General features: G+C 65.7%; 15 protein-coding genes. 5 read left to right on the top strand and 10 right to left on the bottom strand.

The window, feature by feature from the left end:
• Positions 1–600 precede the first annotated feature (600 nt).
• A complete protein-coding gene (gene rtcR / locus ACF8NF_RS00075) occupies positions 601–2,226 on the top strand; it encodes an RNA repair transcriptional activator RtcR (protein WP_046239906.1) in 1,626 nt (541 codons plus the stop codon).
• A gap of 21 nt (positions 2,227–2,247) precedes the next feature.
• Here the strand turns inward: rtcR and ACF8NF_RS00070 are convergent, their stop codons facing one another.
• The 9 genes from ACF8NF_RS00070 to ACF8NF_RS00030 form a co-directional block, all read right to left on the bottom strand.
• Positions 2,248–3,864: an RNA polymerase factor sigma-54 gene (locus ACF8NF_RS00070; RefSeq protein ID WP_016454603.1), complete on the bottom strand. Its 1,617-nt coding sequence runs from the start codon at positions 3,862–3,864 to the stop codon at positions 2,248–2,250.
• Positions 3,865–3,918: 54 nt separating this feature from the next.
• Positions 3,919–4,716 carry an LPS export ABC transporter ATP-binding protein gene (gene lptB / locus ACF8NF_RS00065; protein ID WP_016450697.1) on the bottom strand — a complete coding sequence of 266 codons (798 nt, stop codon included), beginning with the start codon at positions 4,714–4,716 and terminating at the stop codon, positions 3,919–3,921.
• On the bottom strand, positions 4,713–5,375 hold the full coding sequence (gene lptA / locus ACF8NF_RS00060) for a lipopolysaccharide transport periplasmic protein LptA (RefSeq protein WP_046987249.1): 663 nt from the start codon (positions 5,373–5,375) through the stop codon (positions 4,713–4,715). Before lptA ends, lptB begins: the two co-directional genes overlap by 4 nt.
• A gap of 172 nt (positions 5,376–5,547) precedes the next feature.
• Complete coding sequence (locus ACF8NF_RS00055; RefSeq protein WP_016450695.1) at positions 5,548–6,198, bottom strand: thiol:disulfide interchange protein DsbA/DsbL; 651 nt, start codon at positions 6,196–6,198, stop codon at positions 5,548–5,550.
• A gap of 81 nt (positions 6,199–6,279) precedes the next feature.
• Complete coding sequence (locus ACF8NF_RS00050; RefSeq protein WP_016454601.1) at positions 6,280–6,969, bottom strand: SPOR domain-containing protein; 690 nt, start codon at positions 6,967–6,969, stop codon at positions 6,280–6,282.
• A gap of 20 nt (positions 6,970–6,989) precedes the next feature.
• On the bottom strand, positions 6,990–8,687 hold the full coding sequence (argS, locus tag ACF8NF_RS00045) for an arginine--tRNA ligase (RefSeq protein ID WP_016450693.1): 1,698 nt from the start codon (positions 8,685–8,687) through the stop codon (positions 6,990–6,992).
• 54 nt (positions 8,688–8,741) lie between these two features.
• Entirely contained in the window at positions 8,742–9,188 is a 447-nt protein-coding gene (locus ACF8NF_RS00040; RefSeq protein ID WP_016450692.1) for a DUF2214 family protein, read from the bottom strand.
• Between the two features lie 129 nt (positions 9,189–9,317).
• Positions 9,318–9,923 carry a DUF3016 domain-containing protein gene (locus ACF8NF_RS00035; protein ID WP_312841386.1) on the bottom strand — a complete coding sequence of 202 codons (606 nt, stop codon included), beginning with the start codon at positions 9,921–9,923 and terminating at the stop codon, positions 9,318–9,320.
• Positions 9,924–9,951: 28 nt separating this feature from the next.
• On the bottom strand, positions 9,952–10,887 hold the full coding sequence (locus tag ACF8NF_RS00030) for a LysR family transcriptional regulator (protein WP_026062476.1): 936 nt from the start codon (positions 10,885–10,887) through the stop codon (positions 9,952–9,954).
• 304 nt (positions 10,888–11,191) lie between these two features.
• Here ACF8NF_RS00030 and ACF8NF_RS00025 point away from each other — a divergent pair, with 304 nt between their 5' ends.
• From ACF8NF_RS00025 to ACF8NF_RS00015, 3 genes are all read left to right on the top strand, one after another.
• The gene (locus tag ACF8NF_RS00025) at positions 11,192–13,384 is read left to right on the top strand and encodes a malate synthase G (RefSeq protein WP_016454599.1); all 2,193 of its coding nucleotides are present in this window, start codon (positions 11,192–11,194) and stop codon (positions 13,382–13,384) included.
• A gap of 80 nt (positions 13,385–13,464) precedes the next feature.
• Positions 13,465–13,719: a cysteine-rich CWC family protein gene (locus tag ACF8NF_RS00020; protein ID WP_392449863.1), complete on the top strand. Its 255-nt coding sequence runs from the start codon at positions 13,465–13,467 to the stop codon at positions 13,717–13,719.
• A 17-nt stretch (positions 13,720–13,736) separates the two neighbouring features.
• Positions 13,737–13,925, top strand: coding sequence for a 4-oxalocrotonate tautomerase (locus ACF8NF_RS00015; RefSeq protein ID WP_012202595.1), 189 nt, complete (start codon positions 13,737–13,739; stop codon positions 13,923–13,925).
• Between the two features lie 63 nt (positions 13,926–13,988).
• On the opposite strand, the gene ACF8NF_RS00010 is transcribed toward ACF8NF_RS00015, so the two are convergent.
• Complete coding sequence (locus tag ACF8NF_RS00010; protein ID WP_392449862.1) at positions 13,989–14,657, bottom strand: hypothetical protein; 669 nt, start codon at positions 14,655–14,657, stop codon at positions 13,989–13,991.
• A 99-nt stretch (positions 14,658–14,756) separates the two neighbouring features.
• Here ACF8NF_RS00010 and ACF8NF_RS00005 point away from each other — a divergent pair, with 99 nt between their 5' ends.
• Positions 14,757–15,524 carry a class II glutamine amidotransferase gene (locus ACF8NF_RS00005; protein WP_034400144.1) on the top strand — a complete coding sequence of 256 codons (768 nt, stop codon included), beginning with the start codon at positions 14,757–14,759 and terminating at the stop codon, positions 15,522–15,524.
• The last annotated feature ends 150 nt before the right edge of the window (positions 15,525–15,674 follow it).

Here is a 15,674-nt window from a genome sequence, read left to right as displayed (position 1 = left end):
GCCGTGGCGGCAACCCTGGAAACAGGTTGCAGCGTGGCTGGCTGCGGGCGCGGACCGTGCCGGGACCTGGCACAGCCGCCGCCGCTGACGGGGGGCGGCCTGGGGGCTGCATCGCAACCCGGCGGCCACCTCCCGCGTTCGGCGGGTGGTCTTTCGACCGTTTCAATAGCCCGGCCTTGCGGCCGGAAGAGTGGACAGGAATCGAACCTGCGACAGTCCTCTTGCGAGGGTGCTCTACCAGACTGAGCTACCAGTGGCTGGCAAGCCTGGAGTCGAACCAGGCGTCCCTTGCGGGACGGTTTCCACAACCTTGCCGTCACCCAGCGCTTGCGGCGTGCGGCATGCGGGAAATCGACAAGCCCCTGGGGGCCCGGACTTCCCGCACCGGCGGGGCGGGCGTTTGCCCCAACCCCGGCCTGTGAGCGGTCACCGCCTGCACTGGATGCCTTGCTTATTGCGAGATGCGTGCCAGCCCGGCATCTGGTGCCAAAAATTTCTTCAACCCCTTGATTTATTTGGATAAATCTCAAATCACACTTTTCTTGATTTCTTCTTCAATCCAAAGAAACTAGAATTTCAGCTATCCAACTAGACAAAAACATGGAAAAGAAAAAGGTCGTCATCGGCTTTCTGGGTACGCAGCTGGACTCCGGCAGGGGCGCGGGGCGCTGGGAGAAATGGCGGCCGACCCTCTCCCTCATGCAGCACGAGGATCTGGTGGTGGAGCGGCTGGAGCTGCTCTACACGCCGCCCCATCTGGCCCTGGCGCAGCTGCTGCAGGGCGACATCGCCACGGCATCGCCCGAGACCCAGGTGAACCTCGTGCCCATGGACATTGCCGATCCCTGGGATTTCGGCGAGGTCTATGCGCGGCTGTTCGACTGGACGCAGGCCTATCGCTTCGACCCCGAGCGCGAGGAGTACTGGACCCACATCACCACGGGCACGCACGTGGCACAGATCTGCCTGTTCCTGCTGGTGGAGTCGCGCCGCATTCCCGGCGTGCTGGCCCAGACTTCGCCGCCCCGGCGCCAGCGCATGGGCGACCCGGGCAGCTATGCGCTGATCGACCTGGACCTGTCGCGCTACGACGTGATCGCCCAGCGCTTCGGCGCCGAGCAGAGCGAGGCCGTGCAATTTCTCAAGAGCGGTATCGCCACGCGCAATGCCGGGTTCAACGCGCTGATCGACGAGATCGAGCGCGTGGCCGTGCGCTCGCGCGCGCCCATCCTGCTCACGGGTCCCACGGGTGCGGGCAAATCGCATCTGGCGCGGCGCATGTACGAGTTGAAGAAGGCCAGGCACCAGGTGCAGGGCGAGTTCGTCGAGGTCAATTGCGCCACGCTGCGCGGCGATGGTGCAGCCTCGGTGCTGTTCGGCCACAAGAAGGGCGCGTTCACGGGCGCTGCGGCCGACCGCGCCGGCCTGCTGCGCAGCGCGCACCAGGGCGTGCTGTTCCTGGACGAAATCGGCGAGCTGGGCCTGGACGAACAGGCCATGCTGCTCAAGGCGGTGGAGGAAAAGCGCTTCTATCCCATGGGCAGCGACCGCGAGGTCAGCAGCGACTTCCAGCTGGTCGCCGGCACGCACCGCGACCTGCGCATCGACGTGGCGCAGGGGCGCTTTCGCGAGGATCTGTTCGCGCGCATCAACCTGTGGTCCTACGCGCTGCCGGGCCTGGCCGGGCGCCCCGAGGACATAGAACCCAACATGGACCACCTGCTCGCGCGCTCGGCCGACGAGACCGGCCAGATGGTGCGCTTCAACGTGGAGGCCCGCGAGCGCTATCTGCGCTTTGCGCGCTCGCCCGAGGCGCTGTGGAGCGGCAACTTCCGCGACCTGTCGGCCAGCATGACGCGCCTGGCCACGCTGGCTGACGGAGGGCGCATCTCCACGGCCCTGGTCGATGCCGAGATCCAGCGCATGCAGTGGCTGTGGCAACGGGGCGAGGCAGCGCAGCCCGCCCCCGCCGGCGCCGGCTGCGGCCTTGATGCGCTGTTGCCCGCCGATAGGCTGGAGCAGATGGATCTGTTCGACCGCATGCAGCTCGAAGCGGTGCTGCGCGTGTGCAGGCAATCGCCCTCGCTGTCCGATGCGGGGCGCCGCCTGTTCGACCAGTCACGCACCCAGCGCAGCGTGGTCAACGATGCCGACCGCCTGCGCAAGTACCTGCTGAAATTCGGCCTCAAATGGGATGACGTGGCCGGCCGCGCGCCTGCGGCCTGAGAGCGTGCGCGCCCTGCGCGGCTACAGGGCCTTGCGCAGCGTGGTCGGGGGGATCTTGAGCAGTTCGCGGTACTTGGCCACGGTGCGCCGTGCGCATTCGATGCCCTGCTCCTTGAGCATGTCGGCGAGCTGGTTGTCCGACAGCGGCTTCCTGGGGTCCTCGGCTGCGACGAACTGCTTGATGAGCGCGCGCACGGCCGTGCTCGACGCGTTGCCGCCCGCCTCGGTGCCCAGGCCCGAGCCGAAGAAATACTTGAGTTCGTAGGTGCCCTGCGGCGTGGCCATGTACTTGGCCGTGGTCACGCGGCTGATGGTGGACTCATGCAGGCCCAGCGCATCGGCAATGTCGCGCAGCACCAGCGGGCGCATGGCCAGCTCGCCATGCACGAAGAAGTTCTTCTGGCGCTCCACGATGGCCTGCGACACGCGCAGGATGGTGTCGAAGCGCTGCTGGATGTTCTTGATGAACCAGCGCGCCTCCTGCAGCCGCTGCTGCAACGCCGCATGGCCTTCGCTGCCCCGGTGGCTGCGCAGCGCGCTGGCATAGATGTCGTGCACGCGCAGCTTGGGCATGACATCGGGGTTGAGTTGCACGCTGAACTCCATGCGTCCCGCACCCATGCGCACCGGGCGCACGATGACATCGGGCACGACGATCTGGCGCTGCACGTCGGCGAAGCGCCGGCCAGGGCGCGGCTCCAGCCGGGCGATCAGGACCATCGCCTCGCGCAGCCGCTCCTCGCGCGCGCCGCACAGGCTGGCGAGCTTGCGCAGGTCACGCCGCGCCAGCAGGTCCATGGGCTGGGCGCAGATGTCCAGCGCGGTGCGCAGCACGGCCTGCCGATCTTCGTCCTCGGCACTGCCGTCGCCTTCGCGCTCGGCATCGGCCAGTTGGTCGCGCAGCTGCAGCGTCAGGCATTCGGCCAGGTCGCGCGCGCCCACGCCCACCGGCTCCAGGCTTTGCAACAGGCGCAGCGCCACGGTGAAGCGGTGCACCAGTTCCTCGCACTCCTCCAGGTCGTCGCCCGCCAGGCCCTGTGCCAGTTCGTCGAGCGGGTCTTCCAGGTAGCCGTCGTCGTTGAGGTTCTCGATCAGAAAGCGCAGCGCGGCACGATCCACCTCGCCCAGGCGCAGGCTCAGGGCCTGGCGGTGCAGATGGTCGGTCAGGCTTTCTGCGCTGCGTGCCAGCTCGGTGGCATCGGTCTCGTCATCGTCACCCTGGCCGCGCGTACGGCTGGAAGGCGCATCGCTGCCCCAGTCGCGGTCGTCGTTGCCCGAGTTGGTCTGGCCATCTCCTTCCCAGCTCAGGGATTCGGCCGTGCCGGAGGTCTCGACGGCATCGCCGGAGGATGTGTCCGACGGCGCCTCCCATTCCACCGCAGCCGATGGCTGGTCCGCACGGCTTTCCTGGAAGGAGTCCGCGGCGTCGGCGCCGGGCGCCGCTGGCTCCGGGGCGCTGCTTGCCGCTTCGTGGTCGCCGTCGTCGTTCGCCAGCTCCAGGAAGGGGTTGTCGCCCAGCATCTGCTCCACTTCCTGCGCCAGCTCCAGCGTGGACAGCTGCAGCAGCTGTATCGACTGCTGCAGTTGCGGGGTGAGCGAAAGATGCTGGGAGACGCGCAGCGACAGTCCGGGCTTCAAGCGGCAGCTCCTTCGCGCAGGCAATCTCGCAGACGGGCCAGGCAGGGCATGGCGCTACATCCGGAAGTGTTCGCCGAGGTAGACGCGCCGCACTTCGGCGTTGTCCACGATCTCCTCGGGTGTGCCTTGGGCCAGCACATGGCCGTCGCTGATGATGAAGGCATGGTCGCAGATGCCCAGCGTCTCGCGCACGTTGTGGTCGGTGATGAGCACGCCGATGCCGCGCGCCTTGAGAAAGCCGATGATGCGCTGGATCTCGATCACGGCGATGGGGTCGATGCCGGCGAAGGGCTCGTCCAGCAGGATGAAACGCGGCTGCGTGGCCAGGGCACGTGCAATCTCGACGCGGCGGCGTTCGCCGCCCGACAGCGCCAGCGCGGGCGATGCGCGCAGATGGTCCACGCGCAGCTCCTGCAGCAGCGCCGTCAGGCGCTCCTCGATGACGCTGCGCGCCAGCGGCCGGCCCTGCTCATCCCTTTGCAGCTCCAGCACGGCGCGCACGTTGTCCTCGACGCTGAGCTTGCGAAAGATCGATGCCTCTTGCGGCAGGTAGGACAGGCCCAGGCGCGAGCGCTGGTGGATGGGCATGTTTCCCACGGCCTGTCCGTCGATGAAGATGTCGCCGCCGTCGCTGCGCACCAGGCCCACGATCATGTAGAACGAGGTGGTCTTGCCCGCGCCATTGGGGCCCAGCAGGCCCACGACCTCGCCCTTCTTCACGGACAGCGACACGTCCTTGACCACCTTGCGGCTGCCGTAGGACTTGGCCAGATGGCGCGCCTGCAGGCTGCTGCCCTGTTCGGCGCGTGGGGAGGAAGCGTGGGCAGCGGGGGCTGAGGCCTCGGTACTCATCGCTTGGTACCACCAAGGCTGTCCAGGGTGTTGCTGGGCTGCAGGGATGTGCCCGGCGCGCCTGCGGCGGGAGCGCGCGGCTGCGAGCCCGGTGTGCCCTCCTTGGGCGCCAGCACGGCGCGCACGCGCCCGCCCTGGCCGGCGGTGGAGCTGGGCTGGCCGCCGCTGGTCTTTTGCCCATCGACGGTGAACACGTCGGTGAGGTTGTTGTAGACGATGATGGAGCCCGTGATCTCGTCGCTGAGCTGGCCGCCGCGATAGCGCCGCAGTTCGCCGCGGCGGATGAACTTCACGAGGTCGGCCTTGCCGTCGTATTCGATGACCTCGCCCTCGCCTTCCACGAATTCCTCGGGCTGGCCGGGAACGGTGTCGCGCTTTTGGCGGAAGAAGGCGCGCTTGCCCGCTTCGGCCGTGACCACGCCGTACTGAAAGCCTTCGGGGTCCTGGCGCACATCGAGCTGGGCACCGCGCAGCACGATGGTGCCCTTGGTCATCACCACGTTGCCGGTGAAGACGCTGGTCTGCTTGAGTTCGTCATGGCGCAGCGCGTCAGCCTCGATGTTCATGGGCTTGGTGCTGTCGGCCTTTTCGGCCTGGGCCAAACCGGCGAAAGCCGCCAGGGCGGCTGCGAGCAGGAGGGAGGAAAGTCGTTGTTTCATGGAGGGCACGCTTCTTGCATCCATTGTAGGGGGTGTCGCGCGCAACCGTTCCTGGCGTCTTTCAAGCCGGGGGGCAAAGCGCTGACACGAAGGCACAAAAAGAGGTTTCCAAAAGCGACAGGCCCGCTCAATGGCGGGCCTGTCACGGTTGGTCTGGGCCGAGGCCCGGACCTCAGCCCTTGCGGCTGGTGGCGATCAGCTGATCGACCACGCGCAGCACATTGGTCATGTTCCCGGCCTTGGTGCCATCGGTGTAGTAGCGGCCCGCCACGCCCATGGCCGGCACGCCTTCCACGTCATAGTCCTGCTGCAGCTGGGTGGCCTTGCGCACCTGGTTGGAGACCGTGAAGGAGTTGTAGACCTCCTTGAACTTGGCCACGTCCACGCCCTGCTTGCCCACCCAGGCGAAGATCTCGTCGTCCTTGGCCAGGCGGTTGCGTTCCACATGGATGGCGTGGAAGGCGCGCGCATGCATGGTGTCCAGCAGGTTCATGCCTTCAAAGGCGTAGTACAGCTTTTGCTGGGGCACGAAGCTGGCGTTGAATGCCACGGGCACGCGGTGCACGACCACGTCGGCCGGCGCCTGGTTCTTCCAGGCGGCAAAGGTGGGCTCGAATGCATTGCAGTGCGGGCAGCTGTACCAGAAGAACTCGACCACCTCGACCTTGCCGGCGCCGGCGCTGGTGGGTGCGGGCTTGGCCAGCTTGATGTAGTCCTTGCCCTCCTTGGGCGCTGCGGCCTGGGCCTGGGCGGCGGAAGTGCCCAGCGTCAGTGCGCTGGCAGCGGCTGCCGAGGCAGCCAGGGAAAAGTCGCGGCGATTCATCAAAACAAACTCCTCGTTCAATGCTGCAGGTTAGGAGGCAGGGGCCCGCCAAAAGTTCAGCGCTCTTGTCGCAGCGCGCTTTCAGCGTGCGGCGCGCACCAGCGTGGACTCGACCCCGGCGCCATCGAGCTTTTGCTTGAGTTGCTCGGCATCGTCGCGCTTGGTGAACGGACCCACGCGCACGCGGAAGATGGTGATGCCGTTTTGCTCTCGCTCGCTCACGCGCGCCTCCCATCCCAGCATGGCCAGCTTGGCCCGCTGCGCATCGGCATCGCCCTGGCTGCGGAAGGCGCCGGCCTGCACGAAGTAGTTGAAGGCAGCCTCGGCCTTTTCGGCCTTTTCCGTCTTCTCGGCAGCGGCGGAACGCGCCTTCACCAGATCACCCAGCGGGTCGGCGGAGGTCTTGCCATCGGCCTTGGTGTCGGGCTTGGCGGGCGGCTTGGCCGGGTCCACGGGCGCGGGCGGCGGCGTCACGCCGCCGGCCACGGCGGGCGGGGTGGGCGCTGCTGGCGTGGTGCTGCCGGGGAGGCTGGGCGTGACGGCAGCCGGTGGTGGCGGCGCCGGGTTCTTGCCCTGCAGCGGTGCGTTGGGGTCCCAGTTCTTGTTGCGCTGGGCCTCTGCCGCGTCCTGGTCGGCCGTCTTGCCGCCCTTGGAGAGAAAGGGCACGGGCACCTTGGTCACATAGACGGCGACGGCCAGGGCTGCTGCCAGCCCGACGATCATGCCGATGATGAGACCGATGACGGTGCCCCCACGTTGCTGTGTCTTCATAGATGGCTTGTCGCTCGAAGTTACATGCGTTGCGGGGCCGAGACGCCCAGCACTGCCAGGCCATTGTGCAATACCTGGCGCGTGGCCGAGATCAGCGCCAGGCGGGCGAGCTTGACCTTTTCATCGTCCACCAGGATGCGTTCCGCGTCGTAGTAGCTGTGGTACAGCGAGGCCAGTTCACGCAGGTAGAAGGTCACGTCGTGGGGCGCATTGCCTTCTGCGGCCGAAGTCAGCATGGCCGGGTACTTGGCCAGCTGCAGCATCAGCGCCTGGGCCTGCGGGCCTTCCAGCGCCGACAGGTCCACGTCCTTGAGCGTGTCCGCATCACCGCCCCAGGCTGCCAGCACCGAGCAGATGCGCGCATGGGCGTACTGCACGTAGTACACGGGGTTGTCATTGTTCTGGGCCACGGCCAGGTCCACGTCGAAGGTGTACTCGGTGTCGGGCTTGCGGGACAGCAGGAAGAAGCGCACCGCATCCTTGCTGGTCCACTCGATCAGGTCGCGCAGCGTGACGTAGGAGCCGGCGCGCTTGCTGATCTTGACTTCCTCGCCGCCGCGCACTACCCGCACCATGGTGTGCAGCACATAGTCGGGATAGCCGGCCGGAATGCCCACGTCGGCGGCCTGCAGGCCGGCGCGCACGCGTGCGATGGTGCCGTGGTGGTCCGTGCCCTGGATGTTGACGACCTTGGAGTAGCCGCGCTTGAACTTCTGGATGTGGTAGGCGACATCGGGCACGAAGTACGTGTAGTTGCCGTCCTGCTTGCGCATCACGCGGTCCTTGTCGTCACCGTAGTCGGTGGACTTGAGCCAGAGCGCGCCGTCGAGTTCGTAGGTGTGCCCGCCCGCGATCAGGCGCTGCACCGCGTCCTCGACATGGCCGTTGGTGTAGAGGCTGGATTCGAGGTAGTACTCGTCAAAGTGCAGGTTGAAGGCCTGCAGGTCCTTGTCCTGCTCGTTGCGCAGATAGGCGACGGCGAACTGGCGGATGTTGTCGTAGTCCTCGACATCGCCGTTGGCCGTGAATTCGCGGTCATCGGCCTTGACGGTCTTGCAGGCCTTGAAATCGTCTGCGATGTCCTGGATGTAGGAGCCGTTGTAGAAGGCCTTGCTTTCCGGATTCTCGGGATCGATGGGCCAGCATTCGTCGCCGGGCTTGAAGCCCTTGGCGCGCAGCTGCGTGCTCTTGGTCAGCGTGTCGATCTGCACGCCCGCGTCGTTGTAGTAGAACTCGCGGTGCACGCCCCAGCCCTGGGTGGCATAGAGGTTGCAGATGGCATCGCCCAGCGCGGCCTGGCGGCCATGGCCCACGTGCAGCGGGCCGGTGGGGTTGGCGGAGACGAACTCGACCAGCATCTTGGCGCCACGGTCGGCCTGCCAGCCGAATTTCTCGGCCTGTCCCAGCACTTCGCGGATGATCTGCTGCTTGGCGGCGGGCTTGAGACGGATGTTCAGAAAGCCGGGGCCGGCGATCTCGATGGCATCGACCCAGCGCTGGAAAGCCGGCGTGGCCTCCAGCGCAGCCTTGAGCTGTTCACCGAGCGCGCGCGGATTGAGCTTGAGTGGCTTGGCCAGCTGCATGGCGGCCGTGCAGGCGAAATCGCCATGGGCAGCCACCTTGGGGGATTCGAAAGCGGCACGGGCACCGGCGCCGGGCGACAAAGTTTCAAGCTCGCCGGCCAGAGCCGCGAGCAGTTCCTGTTTGACGGAGAGCATCGGCGGATTCTACGTGGCAGGCCTGCCCCATGCCGCCAGACAGGAAAACCGGGCCTACATGCCCCGCGCCCAGAACACCGCCACCACCGCGATCACAGGCACCACATGCGCCTGCCACATCACCCAGCGGCGCGTGCTGGCCACCTCGGCAGGCTGGGGCAGGCCCTGGCCGGCATCCAGCGCGCGGCGCCAGCGGCGGAAGGCCAGCGTGGGCTTGATCGACAACACGGCGCCGACCACGAACAAAGTCATCTTCAGATGAAACAGTGGCTGCGAGACGTACCAGGACATGCCCTTGACGCCCCACACCAGGCGCGCAATGCCGGTGAGCACCAGGAACACCACCGCCAGCCCGTAGATCATGTCCAGCCGCGCCAGGCGCTGGACCACGGCGGCACTCATCCACTCGCTGCGGCACAGCGCCGCCTGGCTGGACAGGAACACCACGAAGGTGAGGATGGCCAGCAGGTGAAGGCTGGCCAGAATGGCTTCTATCGTCATGGGGAATCCGTATAGAAATTGAGCCTCTTGGGCCATGCTGCATTACGCCAGAAACGGCGACCGCCATCGGGATGCCCGAGGCAATCGGTAGACCACTGCGGTCCTCCCGTCGCGCCGGCTCTTGCGTCGTTACTTCGGCAGTTCCGCGCGCAACCAGTCATCCAGCAGCGTCTTCTCGTAGCGCAGGGGATCGTTGGGATACAGGTCGGGGCGCATCATGAAGGTCGCATCGCGCAGTTGGCGGCTGCCCTCGCGCAGCAGCTTTCCGTCGGCATCCAGCAGCTTGAAACGCAGGTCGATGCGCGGCGGATAGATATCGCGGACGATGCGCACATCGGCGGCCTGGGGTCCGCGCCAGGGCTCGAAACTGCCGGCACGCTGCACATCGGTGAGGTGGACTTCAAGCCGCTGGCCCTGGGACAGCCTGGGCGCGGCACGCTCGGCCAGGAACTGGGCCAGCGCATCGACCCAGGCGCGGCGCGCCTTCTCGGACTCCTGGGTTCCATTGCGCCCGGCATCGAACCGCGAGGGATCGTCAAAGGTCACGCTCACGATGCCGGCAGGCACCGCGCCCTGCCGCATCCCGTCCGGCCGGCCCTGCCCCGGCCCCTGGACGGCGCAGCCTGCCACCATCCCCAGGCAGGCGGCGCCCAGCGCCATGCACATCCAGCGCCGCCTTGCGGGGGGCGCGGCCTGCGTTGCGGATACCGCTTCCGTCGCGATCGACACTGCCATGCTCATTCCTCCTTGCTGGGCGGCCCGCTCAGGCCGCGTGGGTTCGACGCCAGAATTCCGGCTGCTCGTAATGGTGCTTGAGATAGTCGATCCACAGCCGCACGCGCAGCGGCATGTGCTTGCGCTGGGGAAAGACCACGAAGATGCCGTTCGGTGGGGCCGCAAATTCCTCCAGCACCGCCACCAGGCGCCCGGCGGCGATCTCGGCCTCCACCTCCCAGGTGCTGCGCCAGGCAATGCCCCAGCCGCCCAGGCACCAGTCGTGCAGCACCTGGCCGTCGGAGCAGTCCAGCGGACCGCCCGGCTTGAAATGCACGACTTCGCTGGTACCGCTGTCCGGGTGCGGAATGCGGAAGGCCCAGCCGCGCGTCTGCGAGGCATCGCTGGACAGCGTCAGGCAGTCATGCTGGGTCAGCTCGCTGGGGTGGCGCGGCGTGCCGCGGCGCTCCAGATAGGAGGGCGTGGCCACGCACTGGCGCCGGTTGTCGGCGATGCGCACGCTGACCAGGGCCGAGTCGGGCAGGTCGCCTACCCGCACCGCGCAGTCAAAGCCCTCACCGGCCAGATCGACCACGCGGTCGCTCAGATTCAGGGAAATCGTCACATCGGGGTGCAGGTCCCGAAAACGCGGCACCAGAGGCGCCACATGCCGCCGACCAAAGCCTGCCGGCGCCGTGATGCGCAGATGTCCTGTGGCCTTGACCCCGCCCGCACTGACGCTGGCCTCGGCGTTGGACACATCGGACAAGAGGCGCTGGCAATCCTCGAGAAAAGCGCTGCCCTCGTGCGTGAGCGAGATGCGGCGTGTGGTCCGCACCATGAGCTTGACGCCCAGGTGCTCTTCCAAGGCATCCAGTCGCCGCCCCATGATGGCTGGCGCCACGCCTTCCGCCTTGGCCGCTGCCGTGAGGCTGCCGCGCGTGGCCACCGATACGAATGACTCGAATGCCTTGAGCTTGTCCATGACTGCTGTCCGTTTCTTTTCCGTGTTCTTGTGGGGCATGCGCATGCATGCCTGTCTCCTGGGGTCCGCCTTTTTGCGCAGTAGGCACTGGCTGTCTGCCATTTGCCCTTCGCACCGGGCTGCATGCCAATTTCCGATGGTTTTGGCAGGCGCATAACCTTCCCACATTTTTGCGTAAAAGTCACGAGTTTTAAGATTTATGGTCTATTTATGTACGCAAATAAATCTAATAAAGTATTCCTTATAGTCAGGCCCGTAAAGGGTCCAGGCCAGTCTTTCCATCCATCCAACCGGGGTTCCCACCATGACCGATCGCACCCAAGTCCACAGCCTGCAGGTGGCCACAGAGCTGCACCGCTTCATCAATGAACAAGTGCTCCCGGGCACGGGTGTCGCGCCCGAGGCATTCTGGAAAGGCTTCGACGAGATCGTCAACGACCTCGCCCCCCGCAATGCTGCCCTGCTGGCCGAACGCGACCGCCTGCAGGCCGAGCTGGACACCTGGCACAAGGCCCATCCCGGCCCCATCACCGACATGGCCGGCTACCAGCAGTTCCTGACGCAGATCGGCTATCTGGTCGAGCAGCCCAAGGATGCCAAGGCGACCACCACCAACGTGGATGCGGAACTGGCCATCCAGGCCGGCCCCCAGCTGGTCGTGCCCATTCTCAATGCCCGCTATGCGCTCAACGCCGCCAACGCGCGCTGGGGTTCGCTGTATGACGCGCTGTACGGCACGGACGCCATCGGCGAAGACGGCGGCGCGGAAAAGGGCAAGGGCTACAACCCCGTGCGCGGCGCCAAGGTCATCGCCTTCGCACGTGATTTCCTGGACCAGGCCGCCCCGCTGGCCTCGGGCTCGCACAAGGATGCCGCCGGCTATCGCGTGGAAGCTGGCCAGCTGGTCGTCGCGCTCAAGAACGGCGGCACCACGGGCCTGAAGAACACCGCCCAGTTTGTGGGCTACCAGGGTGATGCCGCAGCGCCCTCTTCCGTGCTGCTGCTCAACAACGGCCTGCATATCGACATCCGCATCGACAAGACCACGGCCATCGGCCAGACCGATGCCGCCGGCGTGGCCGACGTGGTGGTCGAAGCCGCCCTGTCCACCATCCTGGACCTGGAAGACTCCGTGGCGGCCGTGGATGCCGAGGACAAGGTGGTGGGCTATGCCAACTGGCTGGGCATCCTCAAGGGCACGCTGACCGAGACCTTCGACAAGGGCGGAAAGAGCATGACGCGCGGCCTGAATGCAGACCGCGAGTACACCGGCGCCGACGGCAAGCCCGTCAGGCTGCATGGCCGTTCGCTGATGTTCGTTCGCAACGTCGGCCACCTGATGACCAACCCGGCCATCCTCTGGGGCAACGGCAAGGAAATCCCCGAAGGCATCCTGGACGCCATGGTCACCACGGCCATCGCCGTCCATGACATCAAGGGTCTGGGCGCCAACGGCATCCGCAACTCGCGCACGGGCAGCGTCTACATCGTCAAGCCCAAGATGCACGGCCCTGCGGAAGCCGCCTTCGCCAGCGAGCTGTTCGGCCGCGTGGAAAAGGTGCTCGGCCTGCCCGAGAACACCGTCAAGCTTGGCATCATGGACGAGGAGCGCCGCACCAGCGTCAACCTCAAGGCCTGCATCGCCGCCGCCGCATCGCGCGTGGCCTTCATCAACACCGGCTTCCTGGACCGCACGGGCGACGAAATGCACACCGCCATGTATGCCGGCCCCATGGTCCGCAAGGCCGACATGAAGGGAAGCGCTTGGCTGGCCGCCTATGAGCGCAGCAACGTGCTCGTGGGCCTGGGCCTGGGCCTGCGCGGCAAGGCGCAGATCGGCAAGGGCATGTGGGCCATGCCCGACCTGATGAAGGCCATGCTGGAGCAAAAGATCGGCCACCCCAAGGCCGGCGCCAATACCGCCTGGGTGCCCTCGCCCACGGCCGCCACGCTGCACGCCCTGCACTACCACCAGGTCAACGTGGCCGAAGTGCAAAAGCAGCTGGAGCAGACCAATGCCGACGCCGAGCGCGCCAACATCCTGGCCGACCTGCTGCAGGTGCCCGTGGTCAAGGAAGACAAGTGGAGCGCGGCTGAAAAGCAGCAGGAGCTGGACAACAACGTCCAGGGTATCCTCGGCTATGTGGTGCGCTGGGTGGACCAGGGCGTGGGCTGCTCCAAGGTGCCCGACATCCACAACGTGGGCCTGATGGAAGACCGCGCCACGCTGCGCATCTCCAGCCAGCACATCGCCAACTGGCTGCAGCACGGCATCGTGACCGAGGCGCAGGTGCGCGAGACCTTCGAGCGCATGGCCGCCGTGGTCGACCAGCAGAACGCGGGCGATGCGCTGTACAAGCCCATGGCCGGCCACTTCGACACCTCGATGGCCTACCAGGCCGCCTGTGACCTGGTCTTCAAGGGCAAGGAGCAACCCAGCGGCTACACCGAGCCCCTGCTGCATGCCTGGCGCCTGAAGGTCAAGGCCGCCGCCTGACGCGGGCGGCACCCGGCGCTTGAAAAAGCACCCAGGCTTGCCTGAGGTGCTTTTTTCATGGATCTACACTCAGAACCACGATGAGTGCCCCTCCCCCCGATGCCAGCCTGTGTCCGCTGTGCGGCCGCAGCAATCAGTGCGCCATTCTTGCGGGCGTTGATCCGCTGAACTGCTGGTGCATGGACACGCCGGTGGCACCCGATGCATTGGCCCGTATTCCGGAGCCCCTGCGCAACAAGGTATGCCTGTGTCCCGCCTGCGCACTTGGCACCGACAAGCCTCGACCGCCCGCGTCGGCCGATATGATGTCGCCGACCCAACCCCCTAGAACTTGATCCCTGAGGAGATTGACATGCCCACGTACCACGTCGAAATGATGGAAGGCCGCACCGTCGAACAAAAGCGCAAGCTGGTCGAAGAGATCACGCGCGTCTCGGTCGAAGTCCTCGGTGGCTCGCCCGAATCGGTGGACATCCTGATCACCGACATCAAGCGCGAAAACTGGGCCACGGGCGGCAAGCTCTGGTCCGAGCGCAGCTGAGGACTTTTCCTCCAACGCATGCAAAAGGCAGCTTCGGCTGCCTTTTTCCATGAAGCTGCAGCTTTATTTGCGCATTTCTCCAAGTGCCTGCAGCGCACTGGCAGCCACGGTCCACGGCACAGGATGGGAGTCTCTGGCCTGCCAGTACCTGGCAACCCCATCCATGGAAACCTGGGTCAAAACCACCTGGGCGGCGCCGGCCGCATAGGCTTGAAAAGCGGCATCGGTCATCCGTGCCTGGTAGCCAGAGAGATCGCCTCTACGGAAAAGCGCCCATGCGCCTTCGACACACTGCAGCTGCAGGCGCAGATGTGCATCGCCAGACAGCAACGCTTGCACGAACAGATCGCGCGTGGCTTCATACGTCGTGGGAGCAGCACACAGCAGTGCAATGCGTGACTGGGGATCTCTCTGCAAGGCAGCGGCCACCTTGCGGGCCAGCATGCCATCGGCACGCCAGACCTTGTCACTGAGGCAATCCGCCACGGCCGGACCCAGGGTCGAACAGGTCAGCAGCACGGCATCGATATCGGCAGGGTCTGCCAGCGCATCAAGCTGCCCCGCCGTTTTCTGCCGAAGCGACGCATTCATGCCGCCGGCAGCCTCCGCCTCCAACAGCAGTTCCTCATGCACCTGATGAACGCTTGAGTGGGCCGGCCAGCCCAGTTCGGCAGCAGCCTGCTCGAAGATCACGGCGTTGCTGTGCGCCGTATGCAGACAGAGGATGGGCATGGGTGTGTTCCGTTTTTTTGCCGTTGCCCCGCATTGTGCTTGCAGCTGCCGCGCCAGGCGTTAGGCTATGGCTTGAACTACGCAAACAACGATACCGCCATGTGCCAGCTGCTTGGAATGAACTGCAACACGCCCACCGACGTGCGCTTCAGCTTCTCGGGGTTCACCCAGCGGGCGGGCAATACCGGCGACCATACGGACGGCTGGGGCATCGCCTTCTTCGAGGACAAGGGCCTGCGCCACTTCGTGGGCTATGAGCGCGCCATCGACTCACCCATCGCCAAGCTGATACGCGAGTACCCGATCAAGAGCCGCAACGTCATCGCCCACATCCGCAAGGCCACGCAGGGCGCGGTAAGCCTGCAGAATTGCCACCCCTTCGTGCGTGAACTGTGGGGTCGCAACTGGGTCTTTGCCCACAACGGGGATCTCAAGGGCTTTGCACCCAAGCTGCATGCCCACTTCCACCCGGTGGGAAACACCGACAGCGAACAGGCCTTCTGCTGGATTCTCCAGGAGCTGTGGAAGTCGCATGCCGGCCTGCCCAGCGTGCAGGAACTCACCCACACGCTGCGCGAGCTGGCCAAGCGCATCTCGCCGCATGGAACCTTCAATTTCCTGCTGTCCAACGGCGAGGCGCTGTGGGCCCATGCCACCACGCACCTGTGCTATATCGAACGACGCCACCCCTTTGCCCAGGCCCATCTGTCGGATGAAGACCTGGCCGTGGACTTCGCCCGGGAAACCACACCCCAGGACCGCGTGGCCATCATCGTCACGGCGCCATTGACCAAGAATGAGACCTGGACCTCAATCCAGTCGGGCGAACTCAAGGTCTTTGTACAGGGCGAATGCCTGCCGCTTTGAACCATTGCGTATTCAGGAATAAAAAGAGAGCGCGTCAGCGCTCTCTTTTTTTGGGTTGTCCGTTTTGGCTGTTTTGGCTGTTCTGCCTGTTTCCCCGTTTCCTGCAGCCCAATGCAAAAAACCCCGTAGCTTTGGGCTACGGGGTTTCTT

The sequence above is a fragment of the Delftia sp. WSY_22 genome (assembly GCF_043104185.1).
GTDB lineage: Bacteria > Pseudomonadota > Gammaproteobacteria > Burkholderiales > Burkholderiaceae_C > Comamonas > Comamonas tsuruhatensis.
Note: the sequence above shows the minus strand (reverse complement) of the source record. Positions and strands in the feature narration are given on the sequence as shown.